This is a genomic window from Nocardia aurantiaca (assembly GCF_009708175.1).
Lineage (GTDB): Bacteria > Actinomycetota > Actinomycetes > Mycobacteriales > Mycobacteriaceae > Nocardia > Nocardia aurantiaca.
In genome coordinates, this window is the sequence record NZ_WMBB01000013.1 from 101,172 (window position 1) to 123,957 (window position 22,786).

General features: G+C 67.4%; 16 protein-coding genes. 10 read left to right on the plus strand and 6 right to left on the minus strand.

Features of this window, described 5'->3' with window-relative positions:
* The first annotated feature begins 37 nt into the window (after nt 1-37).
* Entirely contained in the window at nt 38-2,170 is a 2,133-nt protein-coding gene (gene pabB, locus GLP40_RS25915) for an aminodeoxychorismate synthase (protein ID WP_154790616.1), read from the plus strand.
* Nucleotides 2,171-2,173: 3 nt separating this feature from the next.
* Here the strand turns inward: pabB and GLP40_RS25920 are convergent, their stop codons facing one another.
* Nucleotides 2,174-2,707: a hypothetical protein gene (locus GLP40_RS25920; protein ID WP_154790617.1), complete on the minus strand. Its 534-nt coding sequence runs from the start codon at nt 2,705-2,707 to the stop codon at nt 2,174-2,176.
* Between the two features lie 87 nt (nt 2,708-2,794).
* Here GLP40_RS25920 and GLP40_RS25925 point away from each other — a divergent pair, with 87 nt between their 5' ends.
* Nucleotides 2,795-4,405 (plus strand): HNH endonuclease, encoded by a 1,611-nt coding sequence (locus GLP40_RS25925; RefSeq protein WP_154790618.1) that lies wholly within the window; start codon nt 2,795-2,797, stop codon nt 4,403-4,405.
* A 233-nt stretch (nt 4,406-4,638) separates the two neighbouring features.
* Here the strand turns inward: GLP40_RS25925 and GLP40_RS25930 are convergent, their stop codons facing one another.
* Nucleotides 4,639-5,409 (minus strand): hypothetical protein, encoded by a 771-nt coding sequence (locus GLP40_RS25930; protein ID WP_154790619.1) that lies wholly within the window; start codon nt 5,407-5,409, stop codon nt 4,639-4,641.
* Between the two features lie 111 nt (nt 5,410-5,520).
* Between GLP40_RS25930 and GLP40_RS25935 the strand changes: the two genes are divergently transcribed.
* From GLP40_RS25935 to GLP40_RS25945, 3 genes are all read left to right on the plus strand, one after another.
* Nucleotides 5,521-6,759 (plus strand): MFS transporter, encoded by a 1,239-nt coding sequence (locus GLP40_RS25935; RefSeq protein WP_328290657.1) that lies wholly within the window; start codon nt 5,521-5,523, stop codon nt 6,757-6,759.
* Nucleotides 6,760-6,763: 4 nt separating this feature from the next.
* Nucleotides 6,764-7,126 carry an ArsR/SmtB family transcription factor gene (locus tag GLP40_RS25940; RefSeq protein WP_328290658.1) on the plus strand — a complete coding sequence of 121 codons (363 nt, stop codon included), beginning with the start codon at nt 6,764-6,766 and terminating at the stop codon, nt 7,124-7,126.
* Nucleotides 7,127-7,349: 223 nt separating this feature from the next.
* Entirely contained in the window at nt 7,350-8,957 is a 1,608-nt protein-coding gene (locus GLP40_RS25945; RefSeq protein WP_154790621.1) for a flavin-containing monooxygenase, read from the plus strand.
* Nucleotides 8,958-9,018: 61 nt separating this feature from the next.
* Here GLP40_RS25945 and GLP40_RS25950 read toward each other — a convergent pair whose 3' ends face one another.
* Nucleotides 9,019-10,044: an alpha/beta hydrolase gene (locus tag GLP40_RS25950; RefSeq protein ID WP_328290659.1), complete on the minus strand. Its 1,026-nt coding sequence runs from the start codon at nt 10,042-10,044 to the stop codon at nt 9,019-9,021.
* 501 nt (nt 10,045-10,545) lie between these two features.
* Here GLP40_RS25950 and GLP40_RS25955 point away from each other — a divergent pair.
* Nucleotides 10,546-10,962: a PaaI family thioesterase gene (locus tag GLP40_RS25955; RefSeq protein ID WP_230329935.1), complete on the plus strand. Its 417-nt coding sequence runs from the start codon at nt 10,546-10,548 to the stop codon at nt 10,960-10,962.
* Nucleotides 10,963-11,004: 42 nt separating this feature from the next.
* On the opposite strand, the gene GLP40_RS25960 is transcribed toward GLP40_RS25955, so the two are convergent.
* Complete coding sequence (locus tag GLP40_RS25960; RefSeq protein ID WP_328290660.1) at nt 11,005-11,616, minus strand: TetR/AcrR family transcriptional regulator; 612 nt, start codon at nt 11,614-11,616, stop codon at nt 11,005-11,007.
* 145 nt (nt 11,617-11,761) lie between these two features.
* On the opposite strand from GLP40_RS25960, the gene GLP40_RS25965 reads away from it, so the two are divergent.
* Complete coding sequence (locus GLP40_RS25965; protein ID WP_154790623.1) at nt 11,762-12,688, plus strand: short-chain dehydrogenase/reductase; 927 nt, start codon at nt 11,762-11,764, stop codon at nt 12,686-12,688.
* Nucleotides 12,689-12,791: 103 nt separating this feature from the next.
* Here GLP40_RS25965 and asnB read toward each other — a convergent pair whose 3' ends face one another.
* Entirely contained in the window at nt 12,792-14,636 is a 1,845-nt protein-coding gene (gene asnB, locus GLP40_RS25970) for an asparagine synthase (glutamine-hydrolyzing) (protein WP_154790624.1), read from the minus strand.
* Between the two features lie 486 nt (nt 14,637-15,122).
* Between asnB and GLP40_RS25975 the strand changes: the two genes are divergently transcribed.
* Both GLP40_RS25975 and GLP40_RS25980 read left to right on the plus strand, forming a co-directional pair.
* Nucleotides 15,123-17,474 carry an arylsulfatase gene (locus GLP40_RS25975; protein ID WP_154790625.1) on the plus strand — a complete coding sequence of 784 codons (2,352 nt, stop codon included), beginning with the start codon at nt 15,123-15,125 and terminating at the stop codon, nt 17,472-17,474.
* Between the two features lie 11 nt (nt 17,475-17,485).
* Nucleotides 17,486-18,427 carry a formylglycine-generating enzyme family protein gene (locus GLP40_RS25980; protein WP_230329936.1) on the plus strand — a complete coding sequence of 314 codons (942 nt, stop codon included), beginning with the start codon at nt 17,486-17,488 and terminating at the stop codon, nt 18,425-18,427.
* 131 nt (nt 18,428-18,558) lie between these two features.
* Here GLP40_RS25980 and GLP40_RS25985 read toward each other — a convergent pair whose 3' ends face one another.
* On the minus strand, nt 18,559-19,650 hold the full coding sequence (locus tag GLP40_RS25985; RefSeq protein ID WP_154790626.1) for a GGDEF domain-containing protein: 1,092 nt from the start codon (nt 19,648-19,650) through the stop codon (nt 18,559-18,561).
* A gap of 472 nt (nt 19,651-20,122) precedes the next feature.
* Between GLP40_RS25985 and GLP40_RS25990 the strand changes: the two genes are divergently transcribed.
* Nucleotides 20,123-22,042 (plus strand): potassium transporter Kup, encoded by a 1,920-nt coding sequence (locus GLP40_RS25990; RefSeq protein WP_407671670.1) that lies wholly within the window; start codon nt 20,123-20,125, stop codon nt 22,040-22,042.
* Nucleotides 22,043-22,786 lie beyond the last annotated feature (744 nt).

The window sequence follows — 22,786 nt, forward strand, 5'->3', positions numbered from 1 at the left end:
GAGTGCAGATTGAACAGAGCGTAATGTGCGTGGTCAAATGCGCACGCTCTTGATCGATAATTACGACTCGTTCACCTACAACCTGTATCAGCTGATCAGCAAGGTGAACGGGGTCGAACCCGTGGTCGTGCGCAATGACGAGGTGGGGTCGATCGAGGAGCTGGGGCTCGACCGATTCGACAACGTCGTCATCTCCCCCGGACCCGGGCGGCCGGACATTCCGCGCGATTTCGGCATCTCCGCAGCGGTGATCGCCGGGTCGGAGTCGCCGTTGCTGGGAGTGTGCCTGGGGCATCAGGGCATGGTGATCGCCGCGGGTGGTGAGGTGGTCGCGGCGCCACGGGCCCGGCATGGATACCAGGACCGTGTCACCCATGACGAGCGGGACCTGTTCACCGGTGTGCCGCAGGATTTCTCGGTGGTGCGGTACCACTCGCTGTGCGCGGCGCGGCCGCTGCCGGAGGTCCTCGAAGTCACCGCGACCACGCCGGACGGCGTGATCATGGGCGTGCGGCACCGCACCCGGCCGCAGTGGGGTGTGCAGTTCCATCCCGAGTCGATCGCCGGCGAATACGGGGAGCGGCTGCTGCGCAACTTCGCGCAGCTGACCGCCGAATACCAGGAGCGACAGGGCATTTGTCGCACGGCCGCGCGAACGGCACTGACGCGCACACCGATCGGCGCCGAGGAGGCGGGCTCGCGTGCCGTCGTCGAGCCGGTCCGCTACCGGGTCGAGCAGGCGGTCGTGGAGCGGGCGGTCGATGCCGAGGCCGTCTTCGATGCGCTCTATGCCGGTTCCCCGCATGCCTTCTGGCTCGACAGCGAGCATGTGGAGCCGGGACTGGACCGCTTCTCGTTCCTGGGCGACGCCTCCGGTCCGCTGGCCGAGGTGGTGCGGTACCGGGTCGGCAGCGGCCGGGTCGAGATCGAGTCCGCGGCCGGGCAGCGCACCGTGTCGGGCGGCGTGCTCGACTACCTGTCCGCCGAGCTGCGCCGACGCGAGATCGACTTCCCGGAGGTGCCTTTCGATTTCGCCGGCGGCTATGTCGGCTATCTCGGCTACGAGATGAAGGCCGACTGCGGGGCCGCCGCAGTACATACCGCCGCGACGCCGGACGCGCAGTGGATCTTCGCCGACCGGCTGATCGTGGTCGATCACGAGGCGGGCCGCACCCACCTGCTGGCCCTGGCCCAGCCGGATGCCGTTGCGACCGCACAGGAGTGGCTCGCCGCCACCCGAGCCGTCGTGGACACCCTGCCGACCTGGGAGAATCCGCCGACACTCGAGCTGCGTGCCGATGAGGGCACGGTCGCGCCGTTCCTCACTCGCGGCCGGGAGCGCTATCTGGCCGATGTCGCGGCCTGCCAGGAGCAGTTGCTCGCGGGCGAGTCGTACGAAATCTGCCTCACCGACAGCGCCTATCTCCCCGGCGACGCCGACGGTCTCACCGTGTATCGCACACTGCGCCGGTGCAATCCGGCCCCTTACGCTGCCTTCCTGCGTTTCGCCGATCTGGAGGTGGCGTGCTCCTCGCCGGAGCGCTTCCTCAAGCTAAACCGCTCCCGCACGGTGGAGAGCAAGCCGATCAAGGGCACCGCTCCGCGCGGCCGGACCGCCGCCGAGGATGCCGAGCTGGCGGCCGAACTGGCCCGCAGCCCCAAGACCCGCGCCGAGAACCTCATGATCGTCGACCTGCTCCGCAATGATCTGGGTCGCGTCTGCGAGATCGGCTCGGTGCACGTTCCCAACCTCATGGCCGTCGAGACCTATACGACCCTGCATCAGCTGGTCTCGACCGTGCGCGGCACCCTTCGTCCCGACTTGGACGTCATCGACTGTCTGCGAGCCTGTTTCCCCGGCGGCTCCATGACCGGCGCCCCCAAACTCCGAACCCTGGAAATCATCGACTCCCTCGAAACCGAGGCCCGCGGCATCTATTCCGGCACCGTCGGCTTTCTCGGCCTGGGCGGCACCGCCGAGCTCAATATCGTCATCCGCACCGCCGTCCGCCACGACAACCGCTGGCGGGTCGGCGCGGGCGGCGCGGTCGTCCTCGACTCCGACCCCGCCGACGAATACCGCGAAATGGTCTGGAAGGCGGCCGCCGCCCTCCGCGCCCTCCCCGGCCTCGGCGCCTCACCCCGCGATCCCATTCCCTCGGCCGGGTAGCCCCTACTTGCGGTGGGAGCCGCCGGATTTGCCTTGCGGCGGTTCGGCTTCCGCGGTTTCGCGACTGCCGGTGATACGGCCGAGGAGGGAGACGCCGGGGAGTTTGTCGAGGCGGCTCACGACCTCTTCGCCGAGGGCGGTGACCGATTCGAGGCGGGTCAGGAGCCGGTCGTAGGCGACGAAGGCGGGTTCGGCCAGGGCGAGGGTGCGGTCGAGGCGGTCGATGGTGGCGTTGAGGCGTTCGACGGCGGTGGTGAGGCTCCTGATCAGGTCGGGGAGCTGGGCCGCGAGCTGGATGGACGCGGGTGGGAGGCGGACGGCGGTGTCGAAGGCGGCCGACGCGGTCACCTGGGCCGAATCGAGGGCCTGACCGGCGGCGGTCTGGGCGACTTCGACGGCGGCCTGCGCGGCGGTCTGGGCGGCTTCGACGGCGGCCTGGGCGGCGGCCAGGATGTCCCCGGGGGTGGGGACGCGCGACGAGGAGGGTTTGGCGCGCGAGGCGGGGTTGTGGCGGTCGCTCCCCTTGGGGTTCGTCATCCCTCTACTGTGCCGCACGTTTTCCCCATGGGTGGTGAGGGCCGGGCATGCGGTTTTGTCGGACGGTCGTGGCATAGTTCGATCACCATGAAACTGACCTTGGGTGGCCGTACGACGGTTCCGACATCGCTTCTGACGGTTGTCCTTTCGTGGCGGTCGGAGCATGCGGTGCGGGCGCAAGCCGTGTTGGTGGGAGACCACGGGCGGGCCCGGTCGGACCGGGATTTCGTCTGGTTCGACGCGCCCCGGCACGTCTCGCAGGCGGTGACGCTGGACCGCGAGCCCGCGACGGGGACCGCGCGGCTGTCGGTGTCGCTGCCGCGCACCGGGCCGGAGGTGGCCGGGATCGTGGTCATCGGTTCGGTGGCAGGCGGTTTCGCCGAGGTCGCCGGTCTACGGCTGACGGTGTTCGACCACGACCACCCGGTCGCGTGGTTCGAAGTGGGCACGCCGGAACCGACCCCCGCCCTGGTGCTGGGCGAGTTCACTCGCGCCGACGACGGCTGGGAGTTCCGGGCGCTGGCCGATGCCGGAGTCAGCTTGGCCGGGCTGGTCCGCGAGTTCGGCGTGCGGATCGATCCGGCGCGCGTCGTCGAGGCCGAGCCGCGACGCACCCCACCGCCCCCGGATTCCGAACGGGCGGACTGGCATCCGGATCCGCGCGACCCGTCCCGGCTGCGCTGGTGGGACGGCACCACCTGGACGGGCGCGACACGCCCTGTCCCGCCTCAGGATTCACGCCACTGTCCGCGCTGCGGCATCCCGCGCCGACGCCTGTTCGGCGCGGCGCTGTTCGGCTCGGCACCCCTGTGCCGCGAATGTGCCGCCGAGACAGCCGAATACCTGCGCGGCTGGCGTCCCCGCGCCGAGCGCGCCCTGCGCGGCCGAACCTCGCACGACGACTGGGACTCCCTGTGGGCCGCGCTCCGGTATCAGCGCATCGACCGCACCGCCGCCCGGGACCTGCTGCGTCCGGCCGCCCACGACCATCTGGAACGCCTGGTGGCCTTCACCTTCGCCGACGGTGTCGTCGATCAGGCCGACATGGACGATTTCGAGGACACCGTCGCCGAACTGTCCCTGTCCGGCCCGGTCATCGAGGATCTGCGCCGCCGCCTGCACCGGGGCCGCCTGCTCACCCGCCTCCGCTCCGGCGAGCTACCGCAGCAGCCCACGACCGGCCTGCATTTGGACACCGATGAGCGCATCCACCTCAACCTCCCGGCCGTGCATATCCGCCGGATGGCCCGCGGCCCCAAGCGCACCGAGGGCCGTCTTATCGTCAGCAACCGCAAGCTGCGGTTCACCGGCGCGGACGCCGGCACCGAAATGCCCTGGGCCCGCGTGGTTTCGGTGACCGCCGCCGACGGCCTGGTCGAGGTGTCCGCGACCTCCGCCCGCGGGGGCGCGATCCTCGAGGTGGCCGATCCCGAGTACGTGGCCGCCGCCATGGAAGGCGCGCTGCGCATCGCCAAACGCCTGACCCTCACTCCCGGCCGCCGCGACACCCGTTCCATCCCACCGGACGTCAAGGCCGTGGTCTGGCAGCGTGACGGCGGCAAGTGCGTCGAATGCGGCGACAGCCACTACCTGGAGTTCGACCACATCATCCCGATCAGCCGCGGCGGCGCCACCAGCCCCGCCAACCTGCAGATCCTCTGCCGCGCCTGCAACCGCACCAAGGGCGCGCACATCTGACCACGGGCCGCCGGGCCGGCGCCCGACGCCCGCTGCAGCCCGCGTCGCACAGACAAGCGGTAGGCATTCGATCGCATCGACGCGCGGGCGATGGCGAATGCGAACGATCGGATCGCATGCGATGAATCACGTTGAGCGGCACGCGGTATGGCTCCAGCGGGGCCGACCGGAGTCCCCCGGCGAACCCACGGGTTCACGGTCCCGGGTACGCGCGAGGATGCCGTGCCCGCGGGTCAGCGCTTGACCCGCAGCACCGTCGGTTCGGCGCAGAACTGGCCGGTGGCCTGGTCCAGGGTCAGGCCGGTGCGGTTCAGCCCGCCGCTGTCGATCACGGTGCATTCGCTGCCGCCGACGTGCCCGGTCCCGTCGTCGAGCAGCCGGACCTCGGCGGTGACCACCGGTTGTAGCTTGTCGGCGTCGAAGGTCCAGAATTCGATGTTCCAGAGCTCGTAGCTGTCGCGCGCGGTGACCACGGTGTATCCGGTGGCGGTGGTGTCGATGCCGATGCCCGCCAGTTCGCCCGCGCGCTGGAAGTGCCCGTCGCCGCCGGCGCGGTAGATGACATAGCGGGTGTTGGCGGTGGCCAGCATGATCGGGATGATCACCTCGTCGCGGCCGTCGTTGTCGAGGTCGCGCAGCCGCGGCGCGGTGGTGCCGACGGACTTCTCGGTGAGCGTCTGCACCTGTGCGCCACCGGGATCGAGCACGGTGATGGTGACCGATCCCTGCGTCCCGGTGCCGTTGTGCCGCACCTCGAACGTCAGCCCGGCGGTGTCCCGCGACAACAGATAGCAGTCGGGAGGTGTTGCGGCGGAGGCGATGTCGCCGCAGAGCTGGAGGGTGGAGACGGGCGGCGGCAGGGCCGGGACGCCTGGGAAGGCGTGATCGGTGGTGTGCGGGGAGAGGTTGCCGGCCATCGGCGCGGAGGCGGGGTGGTTCGCGCACGCGGCCAGTGTCAGCGTCGCGGCGGCGGCCAGTGCACCGGCCGCGAGGTTCCTCCCCATGAAGGTGAGGATAGCGACGAATCACCCAGCGAATTCGACGACGTCCCGAGCACCGGTGGATTTACGGACATCATGTGCACAACTGCGCACCTATTGGCCTATAGTGGCGGTGTGCTCGACGTGCTCCGCCATCCCCAGTTCCGCAGACTGTTCACCGCCCAGGTGGTCGCCCTGGTCGGCACCGGCCTGCTCACGGTCGCGCTGGGCCTGCTCGCCTACGAGGTGGCCGGGGGCCAGGCGGGCGCGGTGCTGGGCACCGCGTTGGCCATCAAGATGGTGGCGTATGTGGCCGTCGCGCCGGTGATCTCGGCGCTCACCCTGCGGCTGCCCCGGCGGGTGGTGCTGGTGTCCGCGGATGCGGTACGCGCGGGGATCGCGCTCATGTTGCCGTTCGTCACGCACACCTGGCAGATCTACGTGCTGATCGCGGTGCTGCAATCGGCCTCGGCGACCTTCACTCCGGCGTTCCAGTCGCTCATCCCGTCGGTGCTGGTAGATGAGGACGACTACACCCGTGGCCTGTCGCTGTCCCGGCTCGCCTATGACATGGAGTCGCTGCTGAGCCCGATGCTGGCGGCCGCGCTGCTGACGGTCATCAGCTATCACTCGCTGTTCGTCGGCACCGCGGCGGGTTTCGTGGCGTCGGCGCTGCTGGTGGTGACCACCCGCCTCCCGCGGCTCGCCGCGCCCGAGCGTCCCGCCCCGCTGCTGCACCGCATCACCGAGGGCGCGCGCATCATGATGAACCGTCCGGTACTGCGCGGGCTGCTGGCCATGAACATGGTGGTGGCCGCGGCCACCGCGCTGGTGATCGTGAATACCGTTGTGTACGTGCGGGATCAGCTGGGCGGCTCCAACACCGGGGTGGCACTGGCCCTGGGCTGCTTCGGTTTCGGCTCCATGGCGGTGGCGCTGTCGGCCCCGCGGCTGCTGGCGGCGGTGCCGGATCGGCGATTCATGATGACCGGCTGTGTACTGCTGCCGCTGGGCCTGATCGCCGCGTCACTGCCGCCGCTGCTCCCCCGTACCGCCGGCGCCGTGGTGCTGGCGCTGACCTGGGTACTACTCGGCGCGGGGACCTCGATGATCAACACCCCGTCTGCCCGCCTGCTGCGCGCCCAGTCCGAACCCGCCACCCGCACAGCCATTTTCACCGCGCAGTTCTCGCTGTCGCACGCGTGCTTCCTGGTGACCTACCCGGTCGCGGGCAAGCTGGGCGCGTTGGCGGGGCTGCCGACCACGGCGATCGTGCTGGCCGCCCTGGCTACACTGGCAACTACCACGGCGGCCCGCGTCTGGCCCGCGCATGTGCCGGTGGGCCTCGAGGCGGTGACAGCGGCAGGAAGGTGATCAGGTGAGCGAGCCCGGACCGCAGTCCCCCACCCCCAGCCTCACGCACCCCGTCGATCCGGATCAGGCCCGTCTGGATGTGGCGACCGCGACCTTCCGCATGCTCGCGGATCCGACTCGCCTGCACATCCTCTGGACCCTCGCCGACGCCGAGGCCGACGTCACCGCGCTCACCGAGGCGTGCGGCGCCTCCCGCACAGCGGTCAGCCAGCATCTGGCCAAACTCCGATTCACCGGCCTGGTCGACACCCGTCGCGACGGTCGCCGCATCATCTACCGCATCCGCGACGGCCACCTCGCCCGGCTCGTCCGCGAAGGTTTGAACCACGCCGACCACATGGTGACCGGCGAACCTTCCCACGAATAGCGAAGATTCACTCAGGTGCGGGCTGGTGCCCGTCCCGACTCCGAGCGGCGGTCGCAGGCCCTCTCTCGCGTTCCGGGAACGCGGGCCCTTCCTTCCGAGCGTCCGGGCCGAGCCCTCGGGGCTCGGCTCCTGGTCAGTGGGACGTGCCATCGCCGACTACCCGCATACGCCGTGAGGATATGCCTATTCGAAATACCGCAAGACGAATAGTGAGAGGTCGCGCATGCATCCCGAGCAGGGCAGCCCATTCGATGTGATCATCATCGGTGCCGGATTCGCCGGACTCTACGGCGTCCACCAGGCGGCGAAGGCCGGATTGAACGTGCTGGGCCTGGAGGCGGGCGAGGGTGTCGGCGGCACCTGGTTCTGGAACCGCTATCCGGGTGCGCGCTGCGATGTGGAGAGCGTCGACTACTCCTACTCGTTCGACGAGGACCTGCAGCAGAGCTGGGCCTGGACCGAGCGTTTCGCCGCCCAGCCGGAGATCCTCGCCTACATCAACCACGTGGCGGACCGCTTCGACCTCAGGCGCCACTACCGGTTCAACCAGCGCGTCACCGCCGCCACCTTCGATGACGACGCCGCAGTCTGGACGCTGCGCACCGAGAGCGGGCACGAATTCCGCTCCCAGTTCGTGGTTTTCGCGACCGGCTGCCTGTCCGCACCGATCAAGCCGAACATCCCCGGCATCGAGTCCTTCGCGGGCGAGGAGCTTTTCACCGCCCGGTGGCCGGAGGAGGGCGTCGGTTTCGCGGGCAAGCGGGTCGGCGTCATCGGCACCGGCTCCTCGGGCATCCAGGTCGCGCCGATCATCGCCCGGGAAGCCGAGGCGCTCACCGTCTTCCAGCGGTCGGCCAACTTCAGCGTCCCGGTGCCGAACCGTCCGTGGACCGACGCGGAGCAGAGCGAGATCCGCGCCACCTACCGGCAGCGCCGCGAGAACTCCTACTACGCACCGGCGGCCACCCCGCACCGTTCCCTGCAGACCAAGGCCCTCGAGCTGACCGCCGAGGAGCGCGCGCGGGCCTTGGAGGACCGCTGGAACGGCGGCGGCGTGCTGTTCAACAAGGTCTTCCCCGACCAGAACAGCGATTTGGCCGTCAATGAGCTGGTGCGCGAGTTCGCCGTCGCCAAGATCCGCGCCAAGGTGGACGACCCGGCCGTGGCCGACGACCTCATCCCCTACGACCACCCCATCGGCACCAAGCGCATCTGCACCGACTCCGGCTACTACGAGATGTTCAACCGGCCGAACGTGTCGCTGGTGAACCTGCGCCGCGAGGCCATCGAGGAGGTCACTCCGACCGGCATCCGCACCGCGGACCGGTTCATCGAACTCGACACCCTGATCTACGCGACCGGTTTCGACGCCATGACCGGTGCGCTGCTGCGCATCGACCTGCACGGTGCGCACGGCGCCCGCCTCGGTGACCTGTGGGCGGACGGGCCGGTCACCTACCTGGGCTTCGGCATCCCCGGTTTCCCGAACATGTTCAGCGTCAACAGCGTCGGCACCCCCTCGGTGATGGCGAACATGGTGCTGCACTCCGAGCAGCAACTGGACTGGGTGCTGGCGCTGGTGGAACACTGCCGCGCCCAGGGGATTCGCAAGGCGGTGGCCCGCGCGGAGGCGGCTGCCACGTGGACCGATCACCTGGTCGAGGTCGCCGAGGGCACCCTGTTCGTCAAGGCCGACTCCTGGTACATGGGCGCGAACATCGAGGGCAAGAAGCGCGTATTCATGCCCTACATCGGTGGTTTCGACAACTACCGCCGCTACTGCGACGAGGAGCGCGACAATGGCTACCCGAGTTTCGAGCTCACCGCGTAATCACCCATCGACCTGACGAAACCGGCTCGCTTCTCCGCGTGCCGGTTTCGTCGTGTACCGGTCAGGCGGGCAGGTCCAGACCGGCAGCCAGGACGGGCCATGACTGTTTCAGCGCGTCCTCCCAGTAACCCCACGAGTGGGTGCCGGTGGGCGTGAAGTCGTAGGTGGCCGGGATACCGAGACTGTCGAGCTTGGCCTTCAGGTTATGGGTGCAGTAGTTGCTGGCGGCCTCGAGGGCGCCGCCGACGGTCAGCTGGTTCACCCAGCCGCCAGGGCCGGGCAATGTGTGCGGGCCGTTGAGGGTGTCCCACTCGCCCGGGACGCCGGAGCCGGCGGAAATGAACAGGTTCAGACCGCGCAGCTGGTCGGCGTGCACGTACGGATCATTGGCGGCCCACATGGGATCGCCTTCGGGGCCGTACATGTTCGTGGCGTCGCCGCCGCCCACGGCGACCACGGCCCTGACCAGGTTGTAGCCGAGGGGATCACTGATCTGCGCGCAGCCGCTGTAGGCGGCCGCCGACCGGTAGAGGCCTGGCGCGGCGATGGGCAGCTGCAGCACCGAGGTGCCCGACATGGACAGCCCGGCGATGGCGTTGCGGCCGTTGGTGTTCAACGCCCGGTCGATGAGCGGCGGCAGTTCCTCGGTGAGGAAGGTCTTCCACTTGTTCACGCCCAGAGCGGGATCCGGCGCGCGCCAATCGGTGTAGTAGCTGAAGCGGCCGCCGATCGGCTGCACCACGGTGACGTTCTTGTCGGACAGAAAGTTCAGCACGTCGGTCTGCTTCCGCCAGGTCGCGGCATCGGTGCCGCCGCCCGCGCCATTGAGCAGGTAGAGCACCGGGGCGGGCTGCGAGGGGTCGGCGGCGCGCTGCACATCGACCTCGATGTTCTTGTCCATGGCGGCCGAATAGACCTGCAGGGTCAAAGTGCGGGCGTCGGCGGCCTTGCTGGAGGCGATGTGGGGGCCGTCGGCGGAGTTCAGCGAGATGCCCGGGTCGGCGGAGGCGGCGCCCGCGGCTACCGGTAGCAGAACGGTTGCGGCCAATGCCAATACCGCGCCACCCCAGGTCTTCGTTGAACGCACGTTCGCTCCTTCGGCAGGTTTTCCAGGTATTACGAGACAGTCTCTCACCTTGACGACAGGCGCTTCGCAATTGCTAGCAAGAAACTGAACCGCACCTGAGGTGGTGCACCGGACGCCCGTTACGGCCGGAAACCGCCTCTACCTCACTCACGATCGGTCTTCGACTGGGGCTCGGGGAACGTCGGCGGCCGTCCGCGGACTGTCGGCGAGCTGTCAGCGCCGCTCGGCATCGTCGCGAGCACATCGGATGCACCGGCTGGAACCACCCGAGCCGGTCACGGAACAGCCCCCGCTGAAGGCTCCGCGAGGTCCGAGATCACCCATACCCATTCCGTCCCGACCGCGTTCGTCGAGGCCATCGCCGCCGGGTACGGGATGCGCGGCGTGTTGGTCGACGGCCGCGAGAATCACGCCGATGTTCGGCATGACGAGCACCGAGAACCCGGTCGATTACCCGTGAGGTAATCGACTCCGGTCCGGGCGTCGGGCAGAGTCGATCTCATGACCGACACCGATATCGCCACCGATCCGACGGGCGCCCAGCTGTTCTCCACCATGCCGTTCACCGCGGGCCTCGGCGTCCAGGTCCTCGACTGCGGCCCGGAGCTGGTGCGCAGCCGACTGGAATGGCGCGAGAACCTGTGCACGCTGGGCGACGCCATGCACGGCGGTGCGCTCATGTCGCTGGCCGATGCCACGGCCGCGGTCTGCGCCTACCTGAATCTGCCGGCGGGCAAACAGGGTACGACCACCGTGGAGTCGAAGACGAACTTCGTGCGCGCCCTGCGTTCCGGTCACGCCACCGCCACCGCCACGCCGCTGCACGCCGGGCGCAGCTTCATCGTGGTGGAGACCGAAATCCGTGACGACGCGGGCAAACTCGTCGCCAAGGTGACCCAGACCCAGGCGGTGCTGTAGTCGGGCGGACAGGTCCTCGATGAGCGCGGCCGCCCTACCGCCCTATCCCGTCAGAATCGGCACCAGATATCGGCGCGCGAATTCCGCCAGCTCGTCCGGAGTCTCGAGAGCAGCCGCGCCGCCGCCGACCAGAATCAGCGAATGGACCACGCGGCTGGCGACTTCGGTGCGAGCCGCCAGATCGACCGGAGGCTCGAACAGACCCTTCCGCGCGGCCTGCTCCAGAACCTGGACGGTGGCCGCGACCGACATGGCGAAGGTGGTCGCGCCTTCCACGGTGAGCTTCACCAGGATTCGGTCAGGCTCGACCGCGAGCAGCCGCTCCACCAGCGGATGTGCCCGCCAGCGGGTGATGACGGTGACGAAGATGTCGGCGACCAGCCCGGGCAGGTCGTCGTGCCGGTCGGGCATGCTCGACAGCTCGGCCAGCAGCGCCTCGACCTCCCGGCTGACGACGGCCTGAACCAGGTCGTCGCGCGAGCCCAGCCGCCGGTAGACCGTCACCCGGTCGACCCCGGCCTGCTTGGCGACATCCTCGATGGTCGTCTTCTTGACCCCGACCTTCTGGAATTGCACGAGGGCCGCGTCGAGGATGCGGGTCTCGATATCATCGGTATCCGTGCGGGTCAGCGGGGTTTTCGACGCGGTCGTCACGGGATCCACGCTAGCAGCCACCCAATCCGATGCAACAATCTCATCCATTTGTGGCCGCAACATTACAATAGTATTTGTTGCGTTGTACGGTCCGTGCGTGGCTGACAAGCCGATTCGACGCCGACCCCTACGAAATGAGCCGCCGATGTCCACTCCGCGCTGTCTCCCCGGTCCCGGCCCCTTCCGCCCGAAGGGTCGGGTCGCCCTGATCACCGGCGCCGGGCAGGGCATCGGCCGCGAGCTCGCCGGGATCCTGTACCGGCGGGGCGCGTCGGTGGCCATCGTCGATGTCGACGCGAGGGCCGCCACCGCGCTGGCCGCCTCGCTGGGCGATCGGGCGCTGCCGGTGATCGCCGACGTCTCCGACCGCGCCGCCATGGCGGAGGCGATTCCTCAGGTGGTGGCCTACTTCGGGCATCTCGACATCGTGGTGGCGAACGCCGGGGTGGTGCCCCGGCCGGCGACGCTGCGGACCATGGACCCCGCCGATTTCGACCGGGTCATCGGCATCAACCTCACCGGGGTTTTCAATACCGTGCACCCGGCGCTGGACCACATCATCAGCGCTCGGGGCCATGTCGCGGTCGTGTCCTCATGTGCCGCTTTCGCTCCGGGAATGGGCGGTGCGCCGTACATGGTCAGCAAGGCGGCCGTGGAGCAGTTGGGGCGGGCATTGCGGGTCGAACTCGCACCGCACGGAGCGTCCGCGGGCGTCGCGTATTTCGGGATCGTCGACACCGAGATGACCCATTCGACCCTCGACCGGGACGACCTCGGCCGCCGGATCGAAGCGCTGCTGCCATGGCCGCTCAATACCCGCATCACCGCCGAGCACGCCGCGCGCACCATTGCCGACTCCATAGAACACCGTGCGCCACAGGCTTTTTCGCCGCTGCCCTGGGTGCCGTACTCGCTGCTGCGCGGCGTGATCAATACCGTGCTCGACTCCCGGCTGGCCCGCGACCCGCGAGTGCGCACGCTGCTGCGGGAAGTGGAGCGCCGCAGCCTCGATACGACGCTCTCGACAGCGCCGTTGCCCACCGAGAGGGGGCGAGCGGCGGCGCATTATTGATCACATCATCCGGTGCCGTTCGTCGGGGGGAAGCCCCGAACGGCGGGAACAGGATCCTGCTCACCAAGAGGACGAACCGTCTTCCGATTCCCGCACGACAAGTTCAATTCCATTGCAATTCCGGTGAATACAGATCCAGCCAGGTGCCGATGTCGATGGCACGGTCCAAGCCGATGCGGACCTGCGGGGCCATGCGGGCCGAATCCTCTTCCACGGCCCGCAGCAGCCACTCGCGGTCGAGGAGATGGAACAGCGGCGAATCATGGTCGGCCAAGCGTTCTTTCACGTGCTGCTGCAGGTTGGCGGCGTACCCCGGGTCCTGCGTCGACGGGTACGGGCTCTTGACGCGGTCCACGACCGATCGCGGCAGCACGTGTTTCGCCGCCGCCCGCAGCAGGCTCTTCTCGCGGCCGTCGAAGGTCTTGAGTTCCCACGGCGCGTTGTACACGTACTCGACGAGCCGGTGATCGCAGAACGGCACGCGCACTTCCAGTCCCACCGCCATGGACATGCGGTCCTTGCGATCCAGCAACTGGCGGACGAAGCGAGTCAGATGCAGGTGGCAGACCGTGCGCATACGGCGCTCCAGGTCGGATTCGCCCGGCAGATGATCGACCTCGGCGATGGCTGTGGCGTACTGATCGGCCACGTACGCGGGCAGGTCCAGCCGGGCGCGCAGACCGGGATCCACGATGTCCCAGCGTGATTCGAGAGTGAGAGTCGAGCTGAAGGCCAGCCAGGGAAAGGTCTCGGCGCGCAACGCCGTCCCGTCGTGGAACCAGCGGTAACCGCCGAACACCTCATCGGCGGATTCGCCGGACAGCGCCACGGTCGACCGCTCCCGGATCGCCCGGAACAGCAGATACAGCGAGCTGTCCATATCGCCGAGGCCGAGTGGGATGTCGCGCGCGCCGATCACGGCCCGGCGCACCGAGAGATCGGACAGCTCGGCCGGATTCAGCACGACATCACGGTGTTCCGAACCTACCGAGCGAGCCACATCGCGCACGAACGGGGAATCGGGGGTGTCGCGGATCTCGTCGGGGACGAAATTCTCCTCCTGGTTCACGAAATCCACCGCGAAGGTGCGCAATCGCTCGCCCCGGCGGGCCAGTTGCCGGGCGGCCAGGCCGGTGAGGGCGCTGGAATCCAGTCCGCCGGACAGCAGGACACAGCGTGGGACGTCGGCCACCAGTTGGCGATCGACGATGTCGGTGAGCAGATCGCGCACCCGGGTCACCGTCCGCTCGGTGTCATCGTGGTGCGCCCGGGCGGTCAGCCGCCAATAGGTGCGCTGCCGGATTCCCCTGCGGTCCACGGTCATCACCGTGCCGGGCAGGAGCTCGGACATTCCCTTCCACAGTGCCCAGCCCGGGGCCTTGGTGAAGGCGAACAGCTCGCGCAGTCCGTCGGCATCGACCACCGCGGGCGCCAGCGGATTTGCCAGAATCGCCTTCGGTTCCGACCCGAACAGCAGGCCGTCCGGAGTCGGATAGATGTACAGCGGCTTGATCCCCATCCGATCCCGCACCAGCACCAGCTTGTCGGCCTGCTGATCCCAGATCGCGAACGCGTACATGCCGTTGAGCCGGTTCACCACCCCTTCTCCCCACTCCAGATACCCCCGCAGCACCACCTCGGTATCGCTGTCGGTCCGGAACGAATGCCCCAATCCCCGCAGTCGAGCCCGCAATTCCCGATAGTTGTAGGCCTCACCCGAATACACGATGGCGAGCTGTCCCCCACCCGTCGCGGCCACCATGGGCTGCGACCCACCCGGCAGATCGATCACCGCCAGCCGCCGATGCCCCAGCGCCACATGCTCCCGCACATACGTCCCCCGCGCGTCCGGCCCCCGACATGCCATGGTCTCCGTCATCGCATCCACCACCACCTGCCGCCCCGTCAGATCCGATTCGAACGAAACCCACCCTGCAATCCCACACATAGGGGACCTCCAGATCGTTAGCAACGAAAACCATCTGTAATTCCGTTGTAACACACTGGAACCCACGCACGTCCCGGTCCAGAAAATGCTGACGCAATTGAGACTCGTTGCCATGCAATAGCTTTGATCATGTACACGCCCGGCAACCTCGCGGTCCGATACCGCACCGGGTGGCCAGCGCGGCGGAGACTCGGATGCGACCCCGTCCGGGCCCCATGTTCGGCCAACTGCCGATATGAATCCATTCCGGTCGGTACTCTTCTATGGGTACGCATGGTGGTGATCAGCGAGAATCCGGACACCGCGTCCAGGAATGGCATGGCCACCGGCGCATCCAATCGAACAGCGATCAACTCCCAGCGACATCGCCGGAGCTGGGGTATCCCTCCGGGTACCGACGCCGCATTCGATCGATCAGGTGCGTGAGGTACTCAGCCGGACAGGGATCAACGGCGAACCGACACTTCTCCTTTCCAGAGGTGGATGATGGCCAGGAAGTTCGAAGGACATATCGCCCTCGATATCCGTGACTCGGTCGCCGACTGGGGTCCGTTCGCGGAGCCGACCGCGAAGCAGGGTGCGCCCAACGTGCTGTATCTGGTGTGGGACGACATCGGAATCGGTACCTGGGACTGCTACGGGGGCCTGGTCGAGATGCCGAATATGAAGCGCATCGCCGATCGTGGCGTCCAGTTCACGCAGTTCCACACCACCGCGCTGTGCTCGCCCACGCGTGCCTCGCTGCTGACCGGGCGAAACGCGTCGTCGGTCGGGATGGCGACGATCGAGGAATTCAGCGATGGATTCCCGAACATGTCGGGGCGCATACCTGCCGACACCGCGCTGTGTTCGGAAGTGCTCGCCGAGCGCGGGTGGAACACGTACGCCGTCGGTAAATGGCACATGACGCCGCTGGAGGAGGAGAATCTCGCGGCGTCGAAGCGGCATTGGCCGCTGGGGCGTGGGTTCGAGCGGTTCTACGGCTTCCTGGGCGGCGAGGCCGACCAGTGGTATCCGAATCTGGTGTACGACAATCACCCGATCTCGCCGCCGTATCCGCCGGAGGACGGATATCACCTGTCGAAGGACCTGGCCGACAAATCGATCGAGTTCATTCGCGACGCGAAGGTGATCGCCACCGACAAACCGTGGTTCATGTACCTGTGCCCAGGGTGCGGGCATGCCCCGCACCACGTCGCGCGCGAGTGGGCCGACAAATACCGTGGCCGGTTCGACATGGGCTACGAGAAATATCGCGAGATAGTGCTGGAGAACCAGAAGCGCATGGGTCTGGTGCCGGAGAACACCGAGCTGTCGCCCATGAACCCCTACGTGAACGTCACCAGTGCCGAGGGCAAGCCGTGGCCGCCGCAGGACACGGTACGAGCATGGGATTCGCTGTCCGAGAACGAGAAGCGGCTGTTCTGCCGGCAGGCGGAGGTCTTCGCCGGATTCCTGTCGTACACCGACGCGCAGATCGGCCGGGTGCTGGACTATCTCGAGGAGAGCGGCCAGCTGGACAACACGATCATCGTGGCCTTCTCGGACAACGGTGGCAGCGGCGAGGGCGGTCCGAACGGTTCGGTCAACGAGATGAAGTTCTTCAACGGCTACATCGACACGGTCGAGGACAGTCTGGCCAAGCTCGACGAGCTGGGTTCGCCGACGACCTACAACCACTACAGCATCGGGTGGGCGATGGCATTCAACACCCCGTACAAGCTGTACAAGCGGTATGCCTCGCACGAGGGCGGCATAGCCGATCCCTGCCTGATGTCGTGGCCGGCCGGCATCCCGGCCCGCGGCGAGGTCCGCCACCAGTACCTCAACGTCTGCGACATCACTCCCACCGTCTACGAACTGCTCGGCATCACGCCCCCGGACACGGTGAAGAACGTGAAGCAGCGTCCCTTGGAGGGGGTCAGCTTCCGGGCCCTGTTCGATGACGCCGACGCCGATGTCGGCAAGCACACCCAGTTCTATTCCATGCTGGGCACGCGCGGAATCTGGCATCGCGGGTGGTTCGCCGACACCATTCACGCGGCATGCCCGTCCGGCTGGGGACATTTCGACAAAGACCGCTGGGAACTGTTCCATCTCGATCAAGACCGCAGCCAGATGCATGACCTGGCCGAGGTTCATCCCGAGAAGCTGGAGGAGTTGAAGGCACTGTGGTTCTCGGAGGCCGGGAAATACAACGGGATGCCGCTCAACGATCTCGACATCGTCTCCGTGATGATGCGCTATCGCCCGACCTATGCCAAAGGCCTGGACCGGGCCGTGTACTACCCGGATAGCGCCGAGGTCGGACCGGGCGCGGCGCTCGAGATTCAAGGACGCTCGTTCGCGCTGCTCGCCGAGACGACGATCACCAGCCCGGACGCCGAGGGTGTGCTGTTCGCCCACGGTGGGCGGCTCGGCGGGCACGCCTTGTTCGTCCAGGACGGCCGCCTGTGCTACATCTACAACTTCCTCGGCGAGGAAGAACAGGCCATCGTCTCCGATCGCCCGGTACCGCTCGGCGATCACATCCTCGGGATTCGGTACGAACGGCGCGGAACCCGGCCCGACCACTTCACGCCCACGGGTGAGGCCGTCCTCTACATCGATGAGAACCCGGTAGGTTCGCTCGATGACATGCGGATCCAGCCGACCGTGTTCTCCGGCGTCGGGGAGGGAATCCGCGTGGGCCGCGACACCGGTCAGTCCGTTTCCGCGCGTTACCGGTCACCGTTCCCGTTCACCGGGGGGACCATGCACCAGGTCATCGAGGACGTGAGCGGAAAACCGTATCAGGATCTGGAAATGGCGGCGGCTGCGGCCTTTTCGCGCGATTGAGGTGACAACCCATGGCCACCGCGATCCACGCACAGGTCCACCGCGGCATGGTCCGGATAGCCGGCGGCGACTTCAGAATGGGTTCGGAGGATTACTTCCCCGAGGAGGGGCCGGTGCATCGGGTGCGAGTCGATTCCTTCTGGATCGACCCGCACCCGGTGACCAACGCCGCCTTCCGGCGATTCGTGAAGCGATCCGGATACGTCACGGTCGCCGAACGCGTTCCGGCGACCGAGGACTACCCGGATGCGGAGCCGGCGAACTTGACACCCGGCGCGCTGGTGTTCCGGCCCACCTCGGGTCCGGTGCCATTGGACGACTGGCGCCGCTGGTGGCGGTACGTCCCGGGAGCGAGCTGGCGCCATCCACACGGACCCGGCAGTACGCTCGACGGGCTCGACCGCCACCCTGTCACCCAGGTCGCGTACGAGGACGCCGCGGCCTACGCGGCCTGGGCCGGCAAACAGCTACCCACGGAGGCGGAATGGGAGTACGCGGCCCGCGGCGGACTCGATTCGGCGACCTACGCCTGGGGTGACGAATTCGAGCCCACTGGCCGGCGCCTGGCCAACGTCTGGGTCGGCGCATTCCCCTGGAAGTTCCATCCCGGCCGAGGACAGACGCCCACACCCGGCACCACGGCGGTCGGCACCTATTCGCCCAACGGCTACGGTCTGTACGACATGACCGGCAACGTGTGGGAGTGGACAGTCGACTTCTTCCGCCGCGGGCACTCGGCGTCGTCGTGTTGCGCTCCACGCAACCCACGCGTGGACACACCCGAAATCGAAGCGGCGCAACGCTTTCCACGCCGCGTAATCAAAGGCGGCTCATATCTGTGCGCGGCCGACTACTGTCTGCGCTACCGCCCGGCCGCCCGACAGGGGCAGACCGAGGACACCGCCACCTGCCATCTCGGATTCCGTTGCGTCGTTCGCGACGGAGATCAGTGACGGGTGATGCGCCCGAGCCGAACCCGGGCGGGTTGATCCCATTCCGACGCTTCGGCTCGAAGCTCATCGGCACCCGGGCCGTATATCCGCCGGTTCCTTCCCGGGTGGCGGGTCTGGCGGATAGCAAGCTCTCAAGCGAGGGGGGCGCCTATTTCATGAACGACGACGGTGTTGCCACCCCGTTCTTTCGCCCGGTACATGGCGGTGTCGGCGCAACCGAGAAGCTGCTCGGCCGCGGGTCGGCCGTTGGCTTCCGCACCGTGATCGAAAACCGCCACTCCGATGCTGGCGGTGACCGCGACAGCCACTTCGCTCGACTCCTCGACAGCACGCCGGATCCGCTCGGCCAGCGCCCGGGCGGACACGACATCAAGATGATCGACAATCGTGAACTCTTCCCCGCCGGTGCGCGCGACGGTGGCAGCCGGGTTGGCGGTGTCGCGTAGCCGAGCCGCCGTTCTGGCGAGCACCCGGTCGCCTTCCTGGTGACCGAAGGTATCGTTGACCACCTTGAATCGGTCGAGGTCGACGATCATCGCGCAGATCGGCGTGCCGGCCTCGAACAATCTGGGTAGGTTGTAATCGAGTCCACGCCGGTTCGACAGAGTTGTCAACGGATCCGACAACGCATCCGTGCGCAGCACCCAGTAGTAGAACTGCAGCATGGGCAGCACGAAAACGACGGCGAGCACCATGATCAGCACGGTGGCCACCGCAAGCGATGCGTCACTGTTCGAGTCGGCGTTGGCCTGCATTCGTGTCGTCACCAGCACCACCGACAACAGTGACCACGCCGCATGCGCGGCGAGGGCCTTGGCGCCGTGGAAGAGCGTGAGATAGGCGCCGGTCAGGATCAGGGCGGTGGCGTTGACCAGCGCCACGCGGCTGGAGACCAGCAGACCGGTGGTCGTAATGGCAAGGTCGGCAACAGCTATCAACGCCAGTGACGCCCAAGCAGTCGGCCAGGGTAACAGATACCAGCGCAGGCCCGTCGCCACTCCGACAACGGCGAAGAATCCGATCACCGCCCGGCCCGCTGCACTCTGCGGGCCTTCGGACGACAGCATGACCATGACAGCGATGGCGCCCAGGCCCAGACCGGATGTGCCTATCAAGTTTTTCAGCAAGCCGAGTGCCGAGTGATTTCGGAGCGTCGTCAGTACCCAGCGGTAGTCGACTGGTTGTCGCCACCACATCCGCAGGGCAAGCCTTCCGGCGTTCATGATCCCACCTTACTGATGCTCCAGTCGGACTCCGTGGATGGTGATTGTGCTGGTGAGCGATCTGGACGTGTGAACGCCCATCGCCTGGTGATGTTGTGTTCGTATGGGAACAACGGAATGGGCAGGGCCGCGCCCCACAGCGTAGCCGCTGGACGGCGGCGACAGCTCGACGAGTCGAACGGCGGGATCCGAGCGCGGTTCACGCGGTGAGGCCCGCTGGTCCGGTGACCCGGTGGCGATCCGCCGGTACCCGAGCAGCGCGACCTTGTCATCCAGCACTCGCGATTCGACCAAGCGTGGCGCGACACACGGAGGGCTACCTGCACCGGCCATCCCGCGGTGGTGCGAGTCCGGGGCGTTGCCGAGGACGGCACAGTCCGACCGGTATCGTCCGCTCCGATGCGCGGATCCCGTCCGAGTCCGCGCGAAGGAGGACAGCGTGACGGTGTCGCCAGGTACCTCGCCGGAGAACATATCCGCGGCACCCGCTGCCAGTGTGCACGCCGGATCCCGGCTCGCGCTGACGGTCGGGGCGCTCGGGGTCGTCTTCGGCGATATCGGCACCAGCCCGATCTACACCCTGCAGACGGTGTTCAATCCCGATGACCCGCACCCGATTGCGGTCAGCCGTGACAACGTGTTCGGGGTCGTGTCGCTGGTGTTCTGGTCGGTCATGATCATCGTGACCGTCACCTACGTGTTGCTCGCCATGCGCGCCGACAACGACGGCGAGGGCGGCATCATGGCCCTGATCACGCTGCTGCGCCGCTGGACCCTGCCGGGCGGACGCCGCACCGCCGTCGTGCTGGCCGGACTCGGCATCTTCGGCGCGTCACTGTTCCTGGGCGACAGCATGATCACTCCGGCGATCTCGGTGCTGTCGGCGGTGGAGGGTCTGAAAGTGGTCGAGCCGTCGATGGACCGGTTCATCGTGCAGATCACCGCGGTGATCATCGTGGCGCTGTTCCTGGTGCAGCGGCGGGGCACCGCCGCGGTCGGCCGGATCTTCGGGCCGATCATGATCATCTGGTTCCTGGCCATCGGCGCGTGCGGCATCGCGGGGATCGCCGGGCATCCGGAGATCCTGAAGGCGCTCTGGCCGACCTATGCGCTCGGATTCCTGTTCGGGCACTTCGGCATTGCCTTCTTCGCGTTGGCCGCCATCGTGCTGGCCGTCACCGGCGCCGAGGCCCTGTACGCGGACATGGGGCATTTCGGCCGCAGCGCCATCACCCGCGCGTGGCTGGCGCTCGTCTTTCCCGCCTGCGTGCTCAGTTACCTGGGGCAGGGCGCGCTGATCCTCGACGATCCCGCCAACACCAGCGCCCCGTTCTTCCTGCTCGCACCGGGCTGGGGCCGACTGCTGATCGTGCTGGTGGCGACCGCGGCGACCGTCATCGCCTCCCAGGCGGTGATCACCGGCGCGTATTCGGTTGCCTCTCAAGCGGCTCAGCTCGGTTACCTGCCGCGGCTGCGCATCGCGCACACCTCCGAATCCACTATCGGCCAGATCTATGTGCCGTGGATCAACTGGCTGCTGATGGTGTCGGTGCTGACCCTGGTCTTCGCGTTCCGCAGCTCCGCCGCCCTCGCCTATGCGTTCGGCATGGCGGTAACCGGCACCATCACCATCACCACGCTGCTGTTCTTCTATGTGGTGCGCGCGAAATGGCGGACACCGCTGTGGCTGATCGCGCTCGGCGCGATCCCACTGCTGACCATCGATCTACTGTTCGTCGCCGCGAACTTCACCAAGCTGGTCCACGGCGCGTGGCTGCCGCTGCTGGTCGGCGTCACCGCGTTCACCATCATGACCACCTGGCAGAAAGGCCGGGAGATCGTCACCGCCGAGCGGGAACAGCGCGAGGGTTCACTGCGCGAATTCGTGGACCGGTTGCACACCGATATGCCGACCCTGGTCACCGTCCCCGGCACCGCGGTCTTCCTCAACCGCGGCAAGGAGACCGCGCCGCTGGCCATGCGCGCCAATGTCGTTCACAACCATGTGCGCCACCGGGAAGTGGTGATCCTGTCGATTCAGACCGAGGTGGTCCCGCGTGTTCCTGTGTCACAGCGGATCTCACTGGATCATCTCGGCTACGCCGACGACGGCATCATCCACGTCACCGCCCGCTACGGCTACATGGAGACACCGGACGTGCCCGCTGCCATGCGGCTACTCGATCCCGCCGAGACCGAGGGCATCGTGGATCTGAACGACACCACGTACTTCCTGTCGAAGATCGAGCTGCTCCGCGGCACCGCCAAGACCATGGCCCCGTGGCGGAAACGGCTGTTCATCGCCACATCTCACATCACCGCGGATGCGGCCGGATACTTCGGTCTACCGCGCGACCGAACCGTCATCATGGGTTCGCGCATCGAGGTCTAGGGATCGCGCGGCGTCGTACGGTCACGCGGCGGGCCGCCCGGCCGAATCGTCCGGACGCCGTCGCTGCTCGATGAGGTCGATCAGACCGTCGACCGCGGCGAGCGATGACCATTCATTGCGGCACACGAGACCTGGATGTCGATCCGATCGCGCGATGAACGCGGCGTCCCGGGACGACCAATGGACGGTGACGGACGAAAGGCAGACATCTCTGTCGACGATGCCCATGATTGTGGCCTCTTCCATTCTTGATTCAGGACGTCAATTCCACAGCACCACGGCGGATGTCGAGCCGCTCCTTACAGATCCCTCATTCTCGCGCTCGCGAAATTTCCGACTTCTTTACGGAACGATGGCCACGGCACTGCCGCATCGGCATGTCTCGGCCAGCGTTTGTCACCGGCGGCACCTCCGCCGACGGCGATCAAGGCATCAGCGCGCAGGATCCGCGGCAGCCGCATGGCCGCCACGGTCCGCGTCAGCGTGGGCAGTGACCGAATCCTTCTGAAGGAAAGGAACTTTCACACATGTCCAAGCGCGCCGACAAGAAACGCGCCCGCCGCAAGAAAAAGGGCCGATCGCGGCAAGCGGCCCGGCGCTCAACGCACGCTCCACGGCCGGGCAGGCGCATGCCGCCCGGCCGCCCAGCCTCAGCCATGACGAGGTACGGATACCGTAAAGATCTTTCCGAACGCCCACGGAAACACGTTAATAGACCTCCTACCTGACCCTTTCCGAAGCTAC